Annotated in this window: 15 protein-coding genes; 7 read left to right on the forward strand and 8 right to left on the reverse strand. The window is 47.8% G+C overall.

Features of this window, described 5'->3' with window-relative positions; genetic code table 11:
• Positions 1-21 precede the first annotated feature (21 nt).
• Positions 22-912, reverse strand: a complete 891-nt coding sequence (locus B3N34_RS08120; RefSeq protein WP_349679704.1) for a YitT family protein — start codon at positions 910-912, stop codon at positions 22-24.
• Between the two features lie 146 nt (positions 913-1058).
• Here B3N34_RS08120 and B3N34_RS08125 point away from each other — a divergent pair, with 146 nt between their 5' ends.
• The 5 genes from B3N34_RS08125 to B3N34_RS08145 all read left to right on the forward strand — a co-directional run bounded on the left by B3N34_RS08125 (position 1059) and on the right by B3N34_RS08145 (position 11226).
• Positions 1059-3938 (forward strand): PD-(D/E)XK nuclease family protein, encoded by a 2880-nt coding sequence (locus B3N34_RS08125; protein WP_286976661.1) that lies wholly within the window; start codon positions 1059-1061, stop codon positions 3936-3938.
• On the forward strand, positions 3925-7503 hold the full coding sequence (locus tag B3N34_RS08130; protein ID WP_286976664.1) for a UvrD-helicase domain-containing protein: 3579 nt from the start codon (positions 3925-3927) through the stop codon (positions 7501-7503). The genes B3N34_RS08125 and B3N34_RS08130 overlap by 14 nt, the downstream gene beginning before the upstream one ends.
• Positions 7504-7671: 168 nt before the next feature.
• Positions 7672-9015 carry an HD domain-containing phosphohydrolase gene (locus tag B3N34_RS08135; protein WP_286976666.1) on the forward strand — a complete coding sequence of 448 codons (1344 nt, stop codon included), beginning with the start codon at positions 7672-7674 and terminating at the stop codon, positions 9013-9015.
• A 109-nt stretch (positions 9016-9124) separates the two neighbouring features.
• Entirely contained in the window at positions 9125-9967 is an 843-nt protein-coding gene (gene dapF, locus B3N34_RS08140) for a diaminopimelate epimerase (protein ID WP_286976668.1), read from the forward strand.
• A 20-nt stretch (positions 9968-9987) separates the two neighbouring features.
• Positions 9988-11226, forward strand: coding sequence for a dicarboxylate/amino acid:cation symporter (locus B3N34_RS08145; protein WP_286976670.1), 1239 nt, complete (start codon positions 9988-9990; stop codon positions 11224-11226).
• A gap of 85 nt (positions 11227-11311) precedes the next feature.
• Here the strand turns inward: B3N34_RS08145 and B3N34_RS08150 are convergent, their stop codons facing one another.
• Positions 11312-12076 (reverse strand): fumarylacetoacetate hydrolase family protein, encoded by a 765-nt coding sequence (locus tag B3N34_RS08150; RefSeq protein ID WP_286976673.1) that lies wholly within the window; start codon positions 12074-12076, stop codon positions 11312-11314.
• 79 nt (positions 12077-12155) lie between these two features.
• Here B3N34_RS08150 and B3N34_RS08155 point away from each other — a divergent pair, with 79 nt between their 5' ends.
• A complete protein-coding gene (locus tag B3N34_RS08155) occupies positions 12156-13049 on the forward strand; it encodes a VIT1/CCC1 transporter family protein (RefSeq protein WP_286976675.1) in 894 nt (297 codons plus the stop codon).
• Between the two features lie 48 nt (positions 13050-13097).
• Here B3N34_RS08155 and B3N34_RS08160 read toward each other — a convergent pair whose 3' ends face one another.
• The 6 genes from B3N34_RS08160 to B3N34_RS08185 all read right to left on the reverse strand — a co-directional run bounded on the left by B3N34_RS08160 (position 13098) and on the right by B3N34_RS08185 (position 18920).
• Entirely contained in the window at positions 13098-13718 is a 621-nt protein-coding gene (locus B3N34_RS08160) for a nitroreductase family protein (RefSeq protein WP_286976677.1), read from the reverse strand.
• A gap of 129 nt (positions 13719-13847) precedes the next feature.
• Positions 13848-14297, reverse strand: a complete 450-nt coding sequence (locus B3N34_RS08165) for a DUF523 domain-containing protein (RefSeq protein ID WP_286976679.1) — start codon at positions 14295-14297, stop codon at positions 13848-13850.
• A 2-nt stretch (positions 14298-14299) separates the two neighbouring features.
• Complete coding sequence (locus B3N34_RS08170) at positions 14300-15262, reverse strand: threonine ammonia-lyase (RefSeq protein WP_286976682.1); 963 nt, start codon at positions 15260-15262, stop codon at positions 14300-14302.
• A gap of 24 nt (positions 15263-15286) precedes the next feature.
• Positions 15287-16489, reverse strand: coding sequence for a M20 family metallopeptidase (locus tag B3N34_RS08175; RefSeq protein ID WP_286976684.1), 1203 nt, complete (start codon positions 16487-16489; stop codon positions 15287-15289).
• Positions 16490-16767: 278 nt separating this feature from the next.
• The gene (gene gyrB / locus B3N34_RS08180) at positions 16768-18705 is read right to left on the reverse strand and encodes a DNA topoisomerase (ATP-hydrolyzing) subunit B (RefSeq protein ID WP_286976685.1); all 1938 of its coding nucleotides are present in this window, start codon (positions 18703-18705) and stop codon (positions 16768-16770) included.
• Positions 18706-18734: 29 nt separating this feature from the next.
• Positions 18735-18920, reverse strand: coding sequence for a hypothetical protein (locus B3N34_RS08185; RefSeq protein WP_286976687.1), 186 nt, complete (start codon positions 18918-18920; stop codon positions 18735-18737).
• A 309-nt stretch (positions 18921-19229) separates the two neighbouring features.
• Here B3N34_RS08185 and B3N34_RS08190 point away from each other — a divergent pair, with 309 nt between their 5' ends.
• Complete coding sequence (locus B3N34_RS08190) at positions 19230-19388, forward strand: hypothetical protein (RefSeq protein WP_286976689.1); 159 nt, start codon at positions 19230-19232, stop codon at positions 19386-19388.
• Positions 19389-19450: the final 62 nt, after the last annotated feature.

Raw genomic sequence — 19450 nt, forward strand, 5'->3', positions numbered from 1 at the left:
CCAAATCACCAACCTAGAGCCTTACAACTCCTTCCAAGACTTAAATCCCTTCCCCACGACTTCCGAAGCCTCCGTTATGACCATAAAGGCACTTTTGTCGACCATAGCCAAGTATCTCTTCAACTCCATAGTCTGTCGGGGAGTTAAAAGACACATCACCACTTTCTGTTCATGTCCCGTAAATCCGCCCTCGCCTTTGAGCAATGTCACTCCACGACCCAATCCGTTGATTACAAAATCTTTAACCTGATCGTGCTTTTTAGATATTACGAAAACCTGCCTTCTCCTGTCGAAGGACCTCAACACCCCATCAACGGCAATTCCGCTTATGTAGATAGCCACAAGCCCGTACACCGTTCGTTCGATACCAATTACCGGAGCAGAGATCAATAGGACTGCCAGGTTTATGTAAAAGCCGTACTTTCCTACTTCCACGCCATATCTGTTTCTTAAGGCGACGACAACGATATCGGTCCCCCCGAGAGAGGCTCCGGATCTGAAGACCAACCCTCCCCCTATCCCCTTTATGACTCCTGCAAATACGGCAATCAAGAAAAGATCGTCCAAAGAGGGGGCTGGTATAAATTCGAGGAGCTTTAAAAGGAAGGAGAACAACCCGACGCCATATATCGTGAGTATCACAAACCTTGGAGACAGCTCTTTCCATCCCCAGACCAGCAATGCAGCGTTGCCGATGGCAAACAGCCACGACGGAGAAATATTGAAGACATACGAAGACAGTACGGCCAAACCTGTCAGCCCGGAATCGGGAAATTTGAAGGGCATGATGAGGGTTAGGGTTGCGATTACAGAGATAGTCGTACCGAAGGTAATGGTAAGAAAACTGTCTTTTTCTTGTTTTAAAATATGATATATATGCATTAATATCCTTTTAAAATTACTTTTGTCCACTGAAGGTCACTCTCCTCTTTGAGCTGTCGGTAATTTTCCGGCATGAAAAACGAATCATATGATATCATAGGATTGAACAGGGATATCGTCCATCCCCGGTATTTACGCTTCATTCAATATACCACATAATATAAAGTTTTATTGAGGTGATCTTCTTGACCATCACCATTCACACCTACAGATTGGCGAAGCAGCTTGAAAGACCTCTTAACGAGATATACGAAGCCCGCAAAAACCTCATATTCATAGTACCTTCCCGCGAGGACAAGAACTTGCTCCTTGAAATGTTGTCACTAAAGGGATTTCGGTTCAATTTGCCCCAGATATGGCAATGGGGAGACCTGTACAGCGGACTTTCCGACATCCTTCGAAGGTCCGGGCTCGAAACAGTGGTCAAAAGACAGCTGGACCCTCCTGACCATTGGCTAGTGGTAAGGCATCTGGTCCACGATATCCTCGAATCGTCAAAAGAATTGAAAGAAAAGATCCCGGCGGTCGGACAGCCTGCCTTCATAGAGACCATAGGACGACAACTTCACGAGCTAATCGGCGAGGACACATTGCCCGAGGACCTTTCGATGACATTAAACTGCAAAAGCTGCACCGATGATTGTCCCCACCTGACAGAACCAACGGGTCTTTTGTGTCATATCTACAAAAAATACTTGAATTACTTAAACGAAAACGACCTTGCCGACAGTGCCCAGATACCCATCCTTGCCCGAAAGTTGCTCGACACAGAAAGTCTTGCCAGCCAATTGAAAGACAGGCCCTTCGTCCTGGTGGGCTTTATGAGCTTCATGAGGGCTCAGCGAGAGTTCATAGATACCTTGGACGATATAGGGGCAAGCATAGACATATTCAAACCGGACTCGACGATGGGCGAAAAATTTTACGATGCAGAACAACAATTCGCCGAGAAAGCCTTCATCGGCAAGGCCTCAGAGGACAGGCCTGCAAAGATTCGTCTTTTCACCTGTGGCGATCCGAGGCAGGAACTCGAAACGCTCGCGCGAAATTTATGGTTTAAGGTCGAAGAGGGAGTCTTAACTTTTAAGGACATTGCCATAGAGATACCTTCCCTTTACAAAAGCATCGCGGAGGACGTTTTAAACGCTTACCGAATTCCATGGAAATCAGGCTCGGGAAAATATTTGAACGAAACGATGTGCTGGGATTTGGTAAAGCGACTTAAAATCGCCAAGGATGAAAATTGGCCCTTCCTTGCCACTATACGACTTCTTTCCGACCCTCTATTCGGATTCGATTTACCTAAAGAATCCTTAGAATTTCTTAAAGAAATGATCCCGTCGGGAGCAAAGGAATGGACCGATATATTAAGTAAAAGCGGCGCAACGGAGTCGACTCGTATCATTAAAAAATGGGACTCCTTTTTCGACCACGTCAAAAGGGGCTCCAATGTAGAAAGTTTATTTCAAAGACTTCTCAAACTGCTCGACGATGAGCTTGAAATCCGAAAAAAGGCAGGAGCTTGCGTAACCGATCCCTCATTAGACGAAAGTTTGTACGAGGTATCTAAATTCTTGGAAGCTTTAGAGAAAAAGGCGCTTTCTCTGGCCGAGTCCTTGCCTGAGTTGGGGCCGGCTCAGAAAGACATGCTCTCCGAGGCCGAAGGATGGGAATACTTATATCGCTTCGCCGAAGAGACGAGAATCCTGCCTCCTAAGAGTAAAAGAGAATCGGTAACGCTTTACTTCGACAGCTCTCCCGTTCTGGCAACCCATAAATTATACGTAGTAATAAACGCAACTTCACAACAATGGCCCGGAAAGATAATAGATCCCCCCCTATTGAACGACGAGGCGAGGAGGATAATACACGAAAATGCCAATCTTGCAGGAATCCACTTGCCCTTAAGGCACGAAAGGCGACAACAAAAGGAAGCCCTCTTCAGAAGGCATTTATACGCTTCCACGGAAGAAACCTGGTTAACCTTTTCAGCTATCGACGCCCAGGGCAGGCCGAACAAGCTCTCTCCCTTTTTGGAAATGGACGGTAAAAAGGAAGATCTCTATATAATCGTAGAAGAGACACGAAGGCCCCTGAGCAAGTTGTTGCCCGAGCAAGAGAGGTTCCTTCGCGAAGCGGAGGTTCCCAGGGACAAGCTTTCCCGCCCGAGAAGGAAGCCCATTCCCTTGGTAAAACCAAAGGACGAAGGCTATCTAAGCGATATCGACACCTGGATTCAATGCCCTGCTCTCTACGCTTACAGAAGCATTCTAAAGCTCTTTCAACCGAAAGAAGCAGGGCTGGACGCTCAAAGATGCGGTAATATGCTTCACCTCCTCTGGTCGAAGGCATGGAAAATGAGAAGTGCCGAAAAGGGGCTTTCCCTTGAAGCTTGTGTGGAGCAACTGTGGGAAAATGTGGTGGAATCGACCTATCCCCTTCTTAACCGCATCAGGAAACTCCATCGCCACCGCGAAAGGCTTCGCCTGCAGGTCCTGCGCCTTGCCCGCATTCAGGAAGAGATATACCTAAAACTTCGCACAACTTTCGCATCGACTGAATGGGAAAGGCAGCTTCCTCCGTTTACGATAAACGATGTCTCCTTTCGCGGCAGGGCAGACCGCATCGACCACCTGAACGAAATTGGCCAAATCCTTTGGGACTATAAGACTGCGGGTTCCAAAAACTACGAAAATTCATTGCAACTTGCCTCCTACGCCCTGGCGCTATCGAAGGCCGACCAAAAGACAGGAGGCGCCTTCTACCTGTGCCACAGTGACAGCATGTGTCTGGGGCATATTTCAAAGGAGCACAAAGACCTCGACAAAAGGCTGATCCCGGAAGGATGCTCCGATAACATAAAAATAAAACGCGAGAAACTCGAGGATATCACAAAGAGAGCCGAAGAACAGCTGATCAGTTGGGCAAAGGACTTGACCTTCGGCTCCTTCGAACCCCATTACGATCGAAAGACCTGCAAGGACTGTCAATACAAGGTCCTCTGTCGCAAAAGCGAAATCGAGGGAGGAGAATGGTTAGAAAATGGCGAACAATGATGAAGCAATGGCCGAGATTCTCCTGGCTGCCGCTACATCCAATCAACGCGAAGCAGTTTTAGCGGAAGATGATTTAGTGGTGGTTAGCGCCGGAGCCGGAAGCGGGAAGACTCGCACCCTTTCGTGGAGATTTGCATGGCTGGTCGCAACGGGAAGGGCAAGGCACGATGAGATATTGACCATCACTTTTACCGAAAAGGCAGCACAAGAGATGGAAGATAAAATATTATCGACTCTGGGAGACTGGCTTAACGCCGTGAGAAGCTCGGACCTTTCCCGGCAGGAAAGAGAGGTCACAGAAAAGAGGCTGGAGCTTGCCTGTAGTCGTTTCGATGAAGCGCAAATTTCAACAATTCACAGCTTTGCCATGAACCTTCTAAAATCCTACAGCCAATTTTTGGAGATAAGCCCCGCTTTTAATATCGTTACTCCACAACAGGAAGACCTGTTCTACCAATTTGCCCTCAGCGCCCTGGATTTTCTCGATGGGGAATGGTTTGCACAGAACGCCCCCCCTAATTGGAAAAAAAGAATTAAAGCAATGATTTCCGACGATAATTTCAAAAAAGCCTTAGACTTCTTCGGCCCAAATGCCATCGTCGAACTTTCTAAAGCAGCTTCCTCCCTCTTTGGAAGCAGAGGATTAAACCCCGAGGACCTCTTCAAAGAATCGGCCTCCCTTGAAAGGGTTGACAAAAGGGCAGCGGAGATGATCTTCGGCTTAAAGGAACGCTTTAACTTATATCGCAACCTCTATGACTTCTGGGTAGAAGAAATTAGGGTAGAAGACGGCAACAACGACGGCCTGTCCGAGAGGGTCAGAGAATTTCAAAATCGGTGGAAGGGCATTTACCCCGACTCACCTGCCACATGGGCCAATTTTTTGCTGGACTTAAACGACAGTCTTCTCTCGAACATCAAAGGCGGCGGAAAATTCAAGAAGGAACTGGAATCGCTTCTAAGCGATCGTTTTGGCCATAAGGGGCTGAAAATCCACCGCGAAAGCCTATCTCAGGAAGTGGCTCTTGCCACATGGTCGAAGGAGGCCCATGAAGACAGACCCCTTCGCGAAACTTTGCTCAAGTTTGCCAGCATGCTTTGGGCCCTATGGGAGGAACAGAAAAAAAGAAAGAACATCCTTTCCTTCGATGATTTGTTGACCAAAGCAAAGGATATGGTAAACAAATATCCCAAGGCTGTCGAACGATACAAATACATACTAGTCGACGAATTTCAGGATATAAACGGCGTTCAAAAACTCTTGATAGAAAACATCGCCGCCGCCGGTAAAGAAGGAGCGTCAAAATTGTTCATCGTGGGGGACCTTAAGCAGTCCATCTACAGGTTTCGCCACGCCGACCTAAGGATTTTCGCCGACTACATCGAGAAAGCCAAGAATGGAGCCGGCAAGTACGTTGCCTTAAAAGAATCTTTTAGGATGACCAGGGATCTGTTGGAAAGGATAAACGATCTTTTCGAGTATATCTGGAAGAATGGAATAAGCACTTCCTTGAAAGAGGATTACGAACCGCTGGTCTATCCGGAAACGTTAAAAAACGAAGACAGATCAGGCGATTTAAAAATACTGCTTGAGACGAACGCTGAAGACGAAGATGGAAACAAGGCAAGTTCCGCCCAAAGAAAAAACTCCCTGGCCGCGAAGTTGGCGCACCGCTTCGGGGTATTTCACGAAGGGGGAGTTCCCTGGAAAGATATGGTGGTCCTGGTTCCAACCCGCAATTATTTCGACACCCTGGAAGAGGCTTTTGAAAGGGAAGAAATACCTGCAGTATTCGTGGATCAAAGGAGCTTTTTCTCAAGGTCCGAAACGCTGGATGCCACGGCTTTGTTGACCGCTTTAAACAATCCCGAGGATGATTTTGCCCTGGTCGGGATGCTTTCGTCTCCCTTTTTGAGACTATCTCAGGAAAGGGTATCGAAGATCCTCTCCTCTATAGAAGGCGAAGGTGGAGAGGGGAGGATCTGGAGATACCTCAAGACAAACCTCAAAGGTACGGCCGAAAAGATAGAATATCTCCGCAGAAGGGCAATTTTGCGCGGCCCTTCCGACGTCTTAAATTACCTTCTGGAAGAACCCCTGTGGCTTTTCACCCTTCCTTCCAACAGAAGGGTGAGGGCCTTTTCTAACATCAGGCACCTGATACACTTTTTAAGAGGCTATGAAGACGCCTTCGGAAAGGACCTCGCCGGGGCAGCCGACTATCTCAAAAAGACGGCAAGGCTAAACGCTCCCTACGAAGAAGCAACACCCCTGGGAGAGGACGAAGACGTGGTGAGGATAATGACGGTCCACGCCGCAAAGGGATTGGAGTTTCCCGTTGTTGCGGTCTTCGGCCTCGAATACGCCCGTCATCCGAGAAGCGGCTCCTCCCTGGTACCGTCAATTTTCGTAGGCACCGTGGCAAGCTCATACGATGACCCCTTTGACAGAAAGAAAAATCCGCCTTCGAAGGCAGCTCACGACTACCTTGAGGGCTTAAAACAGGAGGAAGAAAATCTGCGCCTCTTTTACGTCGCCTGCACCCGCGCCAAGAAACACCTGATCCTCTGCGGCAATTACGAAATAGATTCGCAGGACAACCCTTCAAAAAAAACGGGGCTTTGGCTTAAAACCGTACTTAATTGGGAGGGTGCTCGCAGATACGCCGATCCCGACGACATTGACGAAGCTGAAATAATTACACCGAAAACAAGCGACGCCGGGAGCAAAAAAAATAAACTGCCCCATTCCAGAGGCATATCACTTAAAAAATTGATAAGGCCCATAGCCGACTCTCCCCTCGATAAGTTCAGCGCCACTGAATATGCCTTAATCTCATGGTGTCCCCATGCATATAGGATGAGCTATAGACAGGGTTTGCCATTAAAATGGGAACTTCCGAGATCCGAAGAATACGGAGGCCCCGACGTTGGCAGTTTGGTGCATTGGATCTTATCCCGTTGGGACTTGAAAGAAGAAAGTCTCGTGAGGTTCTTCCCTGAAAACGACGAGAACCTAGAAAGGGCCTTAAGGATGCTTCCCACGGGGCTTCGCCCGATCCTAAAGGACAAAAGTCACTGGCCCCTTCTTCAAAGATGGCTCACCGCATTCGCCGGCAGCTCCCTGGGCTCTACCCTGCGAAGGACCCTTTCGTCGAAAGATCCAGAATATAAAACCTACAGGGAAATACCCTTCGACTTCGAGCTTGAATCGGGCACTCGGCTGGCAGGCCAGATAGACCTCCTTTATCTGGACGACGCGACTGCCCATATATGGGATTACAAAATAACCGAAGACCTCGATGAAGGCTCCTTCATGGATCTTTATCACAAGCAGCTGGAATTTTACGGATATGTAGTCAATCGGGAGTTTCCCCAAAAGAACCTGCTAATGGGACTTTACATGCTGAGGGAAAGCAGAGAAATCCTCCTGGACGCAGAAGGCATTTCCTTCGCAGAGATACAAAGGAACATTGAGGAGGCAGCCCTGAAGGCCGCTCTTGGGCCATATGAAAAAAACACCTCACACTGCAGCGCCTGTCCCTGGAAAAACGCTTGTGCCTGAGTGGGATGTATCTTCCGTCATGATGCAGTCGATTTAAATATACATTATCATACCTTTGCCTGTCGTAAGAAATGAGAAAATTTCGAAAAGTTACTAATCATTAAATCATATTTTGTATATAATAAGAGCCCAGACTTGCCCATATCAAAGAAAGAGAGGGTTTTCTTCATGCCAACATTTGACGAGAACATGTTCAAGATCGCAATAATAATTACGGACGAATTGGGAAAGGTAACATCCGCTTCCTCGAGCATCGTATATTTCATCGGCCTTTCGCCGAAAGAGCTGATCGGAAGATCAATCTGTGAATTTGTCGATGAAAAGGACTTACCGACGGCGAAAGAATGCCTTTTGGAATGTCTATCGAAAGATGGTGATCCCGTAACAACGGCGTACCAAATCTTAAACCCTCAAAAAAAGAACAAAAACCTGGTGCTGGCCACCTATCACGGATTATTGAAAGACGTCAATCCAAAGGGCATAGCAATTAGTTGGAGCGACATTGCCGAGGACATGAAAGCCCGACAGGAATTGGAAAGAGAGAGAACACGCCTTCTATATTTATTTTACGGCAATCCGGAGGCCATAGTACTATCGGATAAAAACAACTTTATCGTTGATGTTAACGACTCTTTCTGCAGGCTTTTCGGATACGATAAAGAGGAAGTTAGGGGAAAGCATGTCGACGAGATAGTGGCAAAAGACTCCCCCTACTTCGAAGAGGCATTCCATTTGAGCTCCCTGGTAACTTCCGGCAAAGCCCTCGATTTGGAATCGGTGAGAAAGAAGAAGGATGGCACCCTTTTCGAAGTAGCCATTACCGCAATCCCCGTTAAGTTCGGTGATGAATTCTTCGGAATATACATTATTTATAGGGATATATCCGAAAGGAAAAGGGCCGCACGAAAGCTGAAAGAATACGTCGGCTACTTAGAAAGGGCATGGATTCAAACTATATCGGCTTTGGGTTTCGCATTGGAACAAAGAGACCCTTACACGGCAGGTCATCAACGGAGGGTCGCAGAATTAGCCAAAGCCATAGCCTTGAAGTTGCAGTTGACAGAGGACGACGTTAAGGCCCTCTATATGGCTTCCCTAGTTCACGACATAGGCAAGATTCGCATTCCTGCAGAGATACTGACCAAACCGTCGAAACTTACCTTCGAAGAATACGAGCTCGTGAAGACGCACCCCCGTGTAGGATTTGAAATCTTGAAAAGTATAGAGTTTCCGTGGCCCATAGCCGAGATCGTCTATCAGCATCACGAAAAACTGGACGGCAGCGGTTACCCGCGAGGGCTAAGGGGAAGCGAAATTCACCCCCTAGCCCTCATACTGACCGTTGCCGACGTCGTGGAGGCCATGGTTTCGGACCGGCCCTACAGAAAGGTACTCTCAGTGGTAACCGCCCTTGCTGAAATAGAGGCCTTCAAGGGCATGTATTACGATCCTCTGGCAGTGGAAGCCTGCTCAAGCCTCCTTAAAAGCGGCGAATTTTCCTTCAAGGATTAGTCCGTCCCGCTTTCCAGCACGGAGTTTAAAACTTGGCCATTGTCCCGGATACCTGCATTTAGTGTAAAATTTCAGTAATGATGTTACCTGAAAAGGAGGCGGCCCACGAATGATATCCTTTGCAAAAGCCCATGGCAACGGCAATGACTTCATTATAATAGAGAACAAAGAAGGGACATACAGCGACGATGGGTTATCCGATCTGGCAAAGAAGATATGCCGCAGAAAGACTTCTCTGGGCGCAGATGGAGTCCTGGTGCTCGAGGGTTCGAAAACGTTCGATTTTTATATGAGGCTTTTCAACGCCGACGGATCGGAGGGAGAGATGTGCGGGAACGGTGCCAGGTGTATCGCGAGGTACGCCTTTGAAAAAGGCCATGCGAAAAGCAACATGACCTTTGAGACCAAAGCCGGCCCTATAAGGGCTTCCGTAAATCCTCCCTGGGCTACAATTGACATGGGTGAAATCGATGTCTCAAACCTGAAAGAGGGAAAGATCAACGCCTTTGACAAAGAAATTCCCTATATGGCCTTTTACGTTGGGGTACCTCATTGCGTCCTCTTTTTTCCTGGATTTCGGGACATACCGCGCGACAGTTTGCTTTCCCTTGCACGCCATATACGCCGGAAGGGCGCGATCTTCGACGAAGGGGCAAACGTAAACTTCGCAGAGAGGAATAAAGACTGCATAGTGGCAATGACATACGAACGAGGGGTGGAGGATTTCACCCTTTCCTGCGGCACTGGATCCATAGCCTGTTGCCTCGCATCCCATCTGCTTTTCGGTTCTCCTATCTCGATGAAGGTTAAAAATCCGGGGGGCATAAATAAAGTGGCATTGAGGCTCACATCCGAAAAGGTCTTCGAGGCCTCTCTTTCGGGTAAAGCCCTAATAGTGGCAGAAGGCCTTATTACGGAAGAGGCTTTGTCAGAAGAAGAAGGCTTTAAATAAGACATCGGGAGGGAAAAGCAGTGACCGATAGTAGGACAGGCTTGTTAAAGAACTACGGATTTCCCTTAATCTTGCTGATATCTATAGCAGTAGGTTCGACTATAGGCGCCTTGATGGGCAAAGAGGCATTGGTCTTCAAGCCCTTAGGAGACGTCTTTATAAATCTAATGTTCATGATAGTCGTGCCATTGGTATTTTGTACCATAACGAACGCCGTTGCCGGAATGTCGTCCCTTAAACGTTTGGGGAAAGTGCTCGGAACGACTATATCTATTTTTCTGATAACCGGCGTCATAGCTGCCGTACTGATGCTCGCCGCCGTAGTATTTTTTCCTCCTGCACAGGGCATAGTGATAGAGGGAGTTACTCCCCAGGATTTCGAGCCCTTGAACACGGCCGAACAAATAGTAAAAGCCTTCACAGTAGAGGATTTTGCTGACCTATTTTCGAGACGGCACATTTTACCCCTGATAATCTTTTCCATATTGCTGGGCGTCAGTTTGAACGCCCTCGGCGAGAAAACCCGCCCCGTAGTTAATATCGTATCGATACTATCCGATGCCATGTTGCAACTGGTCAAGATCGTAATGTATTATGCCCCCATCGGGCTTGGGGCTTACTTCGCCACCCTGGTAGGCGACTTCGGACCGCAACTTCTCGGTTCATACGCAAGAGCCATGATAGTCTATCACACAGTTACCTTTGCCTACTTTTTCATCGCCTTCAGCGTCTATGCTTACATTTCGACGGACGGTGAGGGTATCGCCCGTTTCTGGAAGAACATGATCACCCCCGCCATTACTGCCCTTGCAACGGGAAGCAGCAACGCCACACTGCCCGTAAATCTGGAGGCCGCGAGAAATATCGGAGTTCCGGAAGACATAAGAAACATGGTCCTGCCCCTGGGAGCGACAATTCACATGGAAGGATCGTGCTTGAGCGGCATACTTAAGATATCCTTTCTCTTTGGCTTTTACGGGTTGAATTTCTCAGGCGTGAACACCTTCGCCACCGCCATCGCAATTGCCGCCTTAAGCGGAGTAGTCCTCTCGGGGATTCCCGGTGGCGGCCTGGTGGGCGAAATGCTGATCGTAAGCTTATACGGTTTTCCCCCAGAGGCCTTTCCCATAATAGCAACCATCGGCTTTCTCGTCGATCCGGCAGCCACCATGGTCAACGCCACGGGGGACACGGCTTCCTCCATGCTTGTGGCCCGATTCCTCGAAGGTAAAAATTGGTTCAGGAAGGCGCAGGGATAAATCTTAAGAACCGATAAAAGGAAGGCAGGGCACTAAAGGCCATGTGGCAAGAGGTTCTTCAGCGTCCTGCCTCGTGACAGCCCATTTATTTTTGACTGCCTATGGAGATTTTAAGGGCTCCTATCCCCTCCACCGTTACAGAAGCGACGTCCCCCCTGTGAAGCTCTCCAACGCCGCTAGGAGTTCCCGTCAAAACCACATCTCCAGGAAATAATGTCATGAAAGAAGATATGTAGCTCAATATCTTCCTGACGGAAAATATCATAAGGGATGTCCTGCTGTTTTGCCTTATCTGTCCGTTCACTTCCGTTTTTATGCCGAGATCGGTGGGATCGAGCCGGGTCTCGATCCAGGGACCAATAGGACAAAATTTATCGGCCGATTTGGCCCTTATCCACTGCAGGTCTTCCCTCTGAGCGTCCCTAGCTGTAAGATCGAAGGCGCAGGTATAACCCAACACATAGTTTAATGCTTCATCTTCCGGAACCTCTTTCATCGGTTTAGCGATTACTACCGCAAGCTCTCCTTCGTAGTGGAATTCCTTGGTGAAAGCAGGGTAGGGTATTATGTCCTCGGGATCGGCCAAAGCGTTCGGTGCCTTCAAAAAAAGTCCGGGCTCCTTTGGAAGGCTGCTTACATCCCCGTCCATTTCCTCGATGTGATCGACGTAATTTTTCCCGACGCACACGATCTTTGACGGCTCAACGGGGGCCAAGAGCCTCACTTCGGAAAGAACAAACTTCTTTCCCGTAAAAGATCCCAACAAACCTTCTGTCTCTTTGACCTCGTTTTCTTCGACTATACCCCAATGAATTGACCCCTTTGGGGCCGCGAAACGAACAATTTTCATTCTGCATCCTTCTCCTTATCATGTTAGAATGTTTTAATACCCTGGTTAGCATTATACGACAACATAGGTGGATGAGGTGATGACGATGAAGGATATTGAAACGAAACTGGACGCAAAAACTAAAGAGGCAGTTTTAAAATCGCAAAAGACTGAAATGACGGAACATGTCGTCTACAAAAGGTTAGCTAAAAAACAGCGCGGCAGGAACGCGGAAATTTTAGAACAAATATCTGGAGACGAGGCTCGACACGCTTCGATATGGGAAAGATATACGAACACAAAAGTAAGGCCAAATCCTGTGGCAGTTATCTTGTACGCATTTTTGAATATGCTATTTGGAATTACCTTCACCTTGAAACTCATGGAGCTAAACGAAGACAGGGCTCAGAAAAAATACAAGAAGTTTCTGACGCTCCTTCCGGACGCCGAAGAAGTATTAAAGGAAGAGGAAAAGCACGAGCAAGCCCTGCTGGACTTGATTGACGAAGAGAGGCTAAAATACACCAGCTCAATAGTATTGGGGCTAAACGACGCGTTGGTAGAGCTTACCGGAACTTTGGCCGGACTGACTTTCGCTTTGGCAGACAGCAGAATAGTCGGTTTAGCCGGCCTGATTACGGGCATCGCCGCATCACTATCGATGGCAGCCTCGGAATACCTCTCCCAAAAATCGGATGAGGAAAGAGATACCCACCCATTGCAGGCTTCTGTGTATACAGGAGTGGCTTACATCATAACAGTCGCTTTGCTCATATTTCCCTTTTTCGTATCCTCTTCGGTATATGCAGCGTTGGCATGGAGCTTGGTTAACGCCCTCATTATCATTGCTCTGTTTACCTTCTTCGTTTCCGTCGTGAGGTCCGTCAGCTTTAAGCCAATGTTCACCGAAATGGCTTTGGTGAGTTTCGGCGTCGCCGCCGTCTCCTTCGTAGTTGGTTCCATCGCCAATAAACTATTGGGGGGTTCCCTCTAAGGATAAAGATCAGGGGGGAAAGGTTTCCCCCCTGATCTTACGCTGAATTTAAAGGAACTTCGCTATCTCCTTTACGGGGAAGCGGAACCTGGGCAGTAACTTTATCCCCTCTCTCATATAGCCAAGGGCAACGATACAGGGTATGATCTTATCTTCCGATATGCCGAACTCTTTCTTTATGGCCTCCTCATCGAAACCATCCATGGGATGGGTTTCAAGCCCCAAGCCCTGTGCGGCAATCATGACGGTCATAGCGAAAAAGGCCGTGTTCTTGGCGGCGAAGATCTTCCTTTTGACGCTTTCCTTTGGACCATATAAGTTATGGACCATTTCTGTCGTTCCCTGGCGTCCTTCCGGTTTCATATAGCCAAGCTCGACATTCTTGTCCAGTATTTTATCCAGGTTCTTTTCCACAGCACCCGGATCGGCTATGAATATCAAAACTGCCGAGGCTTCTTCCACCTTCGGCTGGCTGAAGGCACAACGCCTTAAGGCTTTCTTCCTCTCGGGATCTTTAACTACAATGACTTCCCAGGGTTGCAAATTAAAAGAAGATGGGGCAAGGCTGCCGAGCTCAAGCAATTTCTGTATCGTTTCATCGGGCACTTCCTTAGCGGAATCGAAGAAGTTGATGGCTCTCCTCTTTTGAATGGCCTCTATAACGTCCATAAATAAATCACCTCCATATAATTAGGTAACCCTAATTATATTTTATTTTAAACTCTAAATAAATTCATGTCAAATAGCAATATAGAGCAGACCATGACAGAAATAAAGGAGGTATTTTTCGAGGGGCATTTATTTTATCTGACCGTTGGAATATATAATTATTCCCCATTTACGAAGCAGGGCAGAGGATACACCTCTACCCTGCTTAAGTTTGCCAGCGAAGGATCCGTCGTAAATGTTATATACACCACAGGATGGACTTTTATCCTTTAAGATAGCATATTTAATGTTGTTTTTTATCGCTAAATCCAAAAACTTAAAAGCTCCTCTAACAAATTGTGGCGTTACATCCTCTCCGTTTTCATTTATGACTCTGGCACGTCGAAACAAAACGTCCTCTCCCGTCCCATCGACTATTTCAGCCCTGGGCCTAGGTATTCCAAGCCCTCCAAGCACCTCCGGGCAAGCCGATAACGCCAGGCCTTTTTCAACTAAGGCCCTTAAAATTTCATCCTCATAGGACTTGCCGTCATATCTACAGCGACATCCTATCAGACAGGCGCTGACCAAAAGCTTCACTTTTATGCCTTCGATTCTTCTACCCACTTACTAAGGGTCAAGAGGTCTACGTTTCCGCCCGACATCAAGGCCACTGTTTTCTTGGCCTTAAAGGGAACTTTCCCGTAAAGAAGTGCGGCAACGGGTACCGCTCCCGATGGCTCCACGAGCAATTTAGCCCTTTCCAGGAGCAAGAGAACAGTATTTTTAATTTCCTCCTCCGACACCAGAAGGACATCGTCTACATATTTCTGAACTATCGGAAAGGTAATCTTTCCGGGGCTTGCAGTCCTCAGGCCATCTGCAATCGTCTGGATGTTTTTAAGTTCCACTATGTGACCGGCCTTAAGGGACAAATAGGTGCTGTTGCTCCTCTCGGGCTCTACACCGTAAACTTTGACCTTTTTAGAGGATTCCTTTAGGGCCGTGGCCACTCCTGAGATCAGACCGCAACCACCACATGGGACAAGGACGGCATCGACGTCGGGCAATTCGTCCAGGATCTCGAGACCAGTCGTTCCCTGACCTGCCATGATCCAAGGATGGTCGAAGGGGGGTACAAAGGTCATCTCTCTTTGTTCTGCTATCTCCATAGCTCTTGATATGCGTTCCGTCGACGAACATCCGCATCTTTCTACAAGTGCTCCGTATCCTTCGATAGCAGCCACTTTGGCGGTAGAAGCATCTTCAGGAACTACCACTATCGCCTTTACACCCAAAATCTTGGCTGCGCAGGCAAGGGCCTGACCGTGATTTCCCGAGGATCCCGTAACCACTCCTTTTTTTCTCTCCTCTTCATCCATAGAAAGCATGAAGTTCATCGCTCCCCTGAATTTAAAGGCTCCGCTTTTCTGTAAATTTTCCGCCTTTAGATAAACCTCGTTCCCGGACCACAGGCTGAAGGTGGCCGAAGAAAAGAGCGGCGTCTCGTGAATCCAATCCTTTATTCGTTCTCTCGCCTTCTTTACGTCTTCCAAAGAAATCATCAATTATCACCTCTTAAACATCGATCAAAAAAGTTCTTCACCATGCTTGGCCCTTTCAAAATCCTCCCTGACAGCCCTCCTAAGATCTCCGTCGCAATAAATGGCCAGGGCCATCCTGACCAAAGCCCTGCTGCCTAAGATCAAAGCTTCGTGCGCCCTGGAAGTCGTCACCGCTTCTGCGAACTCTCGACTGTGGGTCACCAGAGGTTCATCGCTTATAGCCAGTTTTGGCTGCAAAGCGGGGCAGCGGTGGCTCACGTTGCCCATGTCGGAAGAACCCTCATAACCCTCCTCTTCGCTTATTTCTATGCCAAGGCCTTTCATTATTTCCTCCATCTTACTTTCCGCCGCCTCGTTGCTCAACATATTGTCGAAGCTAAATTCGAAGTTCTTCATCTCTACTTCCGTCTCCGTTGCCATGGCCGCGCCCAGGGAGATTTTCCTGATTCGTTCTACCAAATGATCCAGATAAGCCCTGGTGGGCGCTCTGAAGTAAAATCTGCAGGCAGCAGCTTCCGGAACGATATTTGGCGCATCGCCGCCTCTATGTATTATCCCGTGCATCCTCGCTTCCGATCGAATGTGCTGGCGCAACATGTCCAGGGCGTGAAAAAACAACTGAACGCCATTCAAGGCGTTACGGCCCTCCCAGGGGCAGCTCGCCGCATGGGCGGGTTTTCCTTTAAAGCTAAATTCCATGGCATCCATGGCGAGGCTCCTGTATCTGACGTAGCTTTTATTCCCGGAAGAGTGAATCATGACGGCAAGATCAAGATCATCGAACACTCCCTTTTCCGCCATAGTAACCTTCGCTCCGTTCGTCTCCTCTGCTGGAGTCCCTATAACAAATAAGGTGCCTTTGATATCTCCCTCATCCAGGAGAGGAGCCAACCCTATGCCAGCAAGGGTAGACATGGCACCATGGAGACAATGCCCGCAAGCATGGCCAATCTCGGGAAGGGCGTCGTATTCGACCAATAAAGCCACCTTCGCACCCTCTCCGTTGGATTTTTTGGCACAAAAGGCAGTGGAAATGTCTAAAAAAGGGTATTCGACCTCAAAACCGTGGCGGCAGAGCAGCTCCGCGTGTCTTTTGCTCGACTGAAATTCCCTTTCCGAGACCTCTGGATGTCCTGCCAGATAATCGCTCAAAGCGATAGCTTCGCCGGAATATCGATCGACCGCATCTTCTGCCTTTAAGACCAATCTTTCGTACGAAATTTCCATGTGGCCTTCCTCCTTCGCGAAGATAATAAAAACTATAAAATAAAGGGAGGAAATCCTCCTCCCTTTATTTTATATCTTTAAGCCGCAAAGACTTCCAAAATTATTTATTCAAGGTTAATCCAGGGGAACCAAACCCGCGCTTCCAAATCTCTCGAGCTTGCAAAAGGTGAGCTCATCTTTAGAATCTTTAACACGCAGGTATACTCTTTCGTGGAATGTATCGGACATAATGAAGCCCCCTTTATTGAAAAATCTATTACTTTAGTCATTATAGCAAATTATATATCTAGATTTCTCACTTCGTTAGCGTGGCTCTCTATAAACTCCCTTCGGGGCTCCACCTTGTCTCCCATCAATATCGTGAAATACTCGTCAGCAGCGAGGGCATCTTCTACATCAACTCGCTTCAGTATTCTTTCGTTGGGATCCATCGTCGTCTTCCACAGCTGTTCGGGGTTCATCTCGCCAAGGCCCTTGTAACGCTGCACCGATATCTTCTTATTAGCAAGTTTGTCCGCCAGATTGCGCAACTCCTTATCGGAGTAACAGTAATATTCGCTTTTGCCCGCCTGTACCCTGTAAAGAGGGGGCTGAGCGATGTAGAGGTGCCCTCCCTCGATTATTCCCGGCATGAAACGATAAAAGAAGGCGAGCAAAAGGGTCCTGATATGTGCGCCGTCGACGTCGGCATCGGTCATTATTATGACCCTATGGTAGCGAAGTTTATTGACATCGAAATCCTCCCCTATTCCGCAACCTAGGGCTTGAATAATCGTCCTGATTTCGGCATTTGACAGAACTTTGTCGAGGCGCGCCTTTTCGACGTTGAGTATCTTGCCGCGAAGGGGCAGTATTGCCTGAAAGGTCCTGTTCCTGCCCTGTTTTGCGCTACCTCCCGCCGAATCTCCCTCCACTATGTAAAGCTCGCACTCTTCAGGATCTTTGCTGGAACAGTCGGCCAGCTTGCCCGGCAAGTCCAGCCCCCCGAAGGCCGATTTTCGCCTGACCAGCTCCCTGGCCTTTTTCGCTGCATCCCTCGCCTGCCTTGCCTTTATGGCCTTTTCAACGATAGGCCTCAAACAATCGGGCTTTTCCTCCAAAAAGGCCATCAGCTCATCGTAAACGATCGAATCCACTATACCCCTGACATCGCTGTTGCCAAGCTTCGTCTTGGTCTGCCCTTCGAATTGGGGCTCCTTAAGCTTAACCGATATTATCGCAGTAAGTCCCTCTTTCAAATCGTCGCCCGACAGGTTTGCATCCTTGTCCTTTAAAAGTTTCTGCCTCCTCGCCATTTCGTTTACGGCCCTGGTCAAAGCCGTCCTGAAACCCACCACATGTGTGCCGCCTTCTACGGTATGGATTAGGTTGGCGAAGGCAAAGACCCTCTCCTGGAAGGAATCGTTGTACTGGAGGGCGACCTCCACAAGGACGTCGTCCTTTTCTCCCTTTATGTAAATTGGCTCCTTGAACAGAGGGTTTTTGTCTTTGTTCAGATACTCCACAAAGGAAATCACGCCGCCATCGTATTTAAAGGCAACAGATTTGTTGTTCCGCAAATCCTTCAGATCTATCTTCAAGCCGGGCACCAAAAAGGCAATTTCCCGCAACCTGGAGCTTAAAACGTCAAAGGAAAAATCCTTTTCTTCAAAGATAGTATCGTCGGGTAAGAAGTGCACTTTAGTGCCAGTCCGGTCGGCCTTGCCCACAGGGGTCAATTCGCACTGGGGAACGCCCCTGGAATAGCGCTGATGCCACTCCATCCCGTCACGCCATATGGTCAGCTCAAGCCATGTCGAAAGGGCGTTGACGACGGATACGCCGACACCGTGCAGCCCACCCGATACCTGGTAGGCTTTGTTGTCGAATTTGCCCCCGGCATGGAGAATCGTCAACACCACTTCCGCCGCAGGTTTATTCACCTTAGGATGGGTATCTACGGGTATACCCCTTCCGTTATCCTCCACGGACACGCTGCCATCGGGATAAACGATCACGCTCACCTGATCGCAATATCCCGCCATTGCCTCGTCTATGGCGTTATCCACCACTTCGTAGACCAGATGATGCAAGCCCCTGATGCCCGTATCGCCGATGTACATGCTCGGCCTGCGGCGGACCGCCTCAAGGCCCTCCAAAATCTGTATATCATTTGCAGTATATTCATTTAAATTAGCGACTGTTGTCTTTATCAACTCACCACTTCCCCTTTGCATTTCATATCCCATAGTCTTGGCTTTATCTATCACTCCGACTTTTTTTGATAATAATCCAAGATTTCCTCATATTTTCTCTTCAAAGCCCTGACGCTTTTGTCCGTCTTCAGTATCTTCCCATCCCGCATGTAGATCAACGCACCTTCCTCTGCATTGATCAAGGCCACAACGTCACCCAAAGAAGCAAAATCATCGTTATTGGACGAAAATTTCAAGACAGGACCTCCATCGGGGTATCTACTTTATTAAGCCAAATATATTATAACAAAAAAAGCGTTCGGCCGCTAATAAAGCGCAAGGAGCCGTAATGCAAACGATTGCATAAACTTATATAAGATTTATAGATTTTTAGTAAACCTAAGTTGACAATGTTCTTCGGATGTGATATAAATCTTCCAAGGACAAAAAGGGGGATCACAGATATGAACGGTTTCTTTCGACGCCCAGGACGAATAAGACGAAGCCTCACAACAAGGAACGGCTGATTTTCACCAAAAAATTTTCCTGGTTGGGAGGTTTTAAATATGTGGTTGAAAGATAAAAGCGGTAACTGGTTTATATTACAAGATACTCTTTTTACCGAAATATTTGAAAGTAATGGCACATGGTTTAAAGACGAGAACGGCGATTGGATTAAAGATATGCATCCCGTTGAGATGAGTCAGGTCTCATTGACGGCATAAGCGATAATAGCTTTTAAATAAAATAATAATATAATTTTTATATATATCCTCAAAATATATGG

The organism is Acetomicrobium sp. UBA5826 (assembly GCF_002433005.1).
In the GTDB taxonomy this organism is placed as follows: domain Bacteria; phylum Synergistota; class Synergistia; order Synergistales; family Acetomicrobiaceae; genus Acetomicrobium.

What these genes read in the sequence shown, in the direction of transcription:
- B3N34_RS08130 (WP_286976664.1), top strand. Translation starts at nt 3,925, where the DNA reads ATGGCGAACAATGATGAAGCAATGGCCGAGATTCTCCTGGCTGCCGCT.
- B3N34_RS08135 (WP_286976666.1), top strand. Translation starts at nt 7,672, where the DNA reads ATGCCAACATTTGACGAGAACATGTTCAAGATCGCAATAATAATTACG.
- dapF (WP_286976668.1), top strand. Translation starts at nt 9,125, where the DNA reads ATGATATCCTTTGCAAAAGCCCATGGCAACGGCAATGACTTCATTATA.
- B3N34_RS08150 (WP_286976673.1), bottom strand. Translation starts at nt 12,076, where the DNA reads ATGAAAATTGTTCGTTTCGCGGCCCCAAAGGGGTCAATTCATTGGGGT.
- B3N34_RS08155 (WP_286976675.1), top strand. Translation starts at nt 12,156, where the DNA reads ATGACGATGAAGGATATTGAAACGAAACTGGACGCAAAAACTAAAGAG.
- B3N34_RS08160 (WP_286976677.1), bottom strand. Translation starts at nt 13,718, where the DNA reads ATGGACGTTATAGAGGCCATTCAAAAGAGGAGAGCCATCAACTTCTTC.
- B3N34_RS08170 (WP_286976682.1), bottom strand. Translation starts at nt 15,262, where the DNA reads ATGATTTCTTTGGAAGACGTAAAGAAGGCGAGAGAACGAATAAAGGAT.
- B3N34_RS08175 (WP_286976684.1), bottom strand. Translation starts at nt 16,489, where the DNA reads ATGGAAATTTCGTACGAAAGATTGGTCTTAAAGGCAGAAGATGCGGTC.
- gyrB (WP_286976685.1), bottom strand. Translation starts at nt 18,705, where the DNA reads ATGCAAAGGGGAAGTGGTGAGTTGATAAAGACAACAGTCGCTAATTTA.
- B3N34_RS08190 (WP_286976689.1), top strand. Translation starts at nt 19,230, where the DNA reads ATGTGGTTGAAAGATAAAAGCGGTAACTGGTTTATATTACAAGATACT.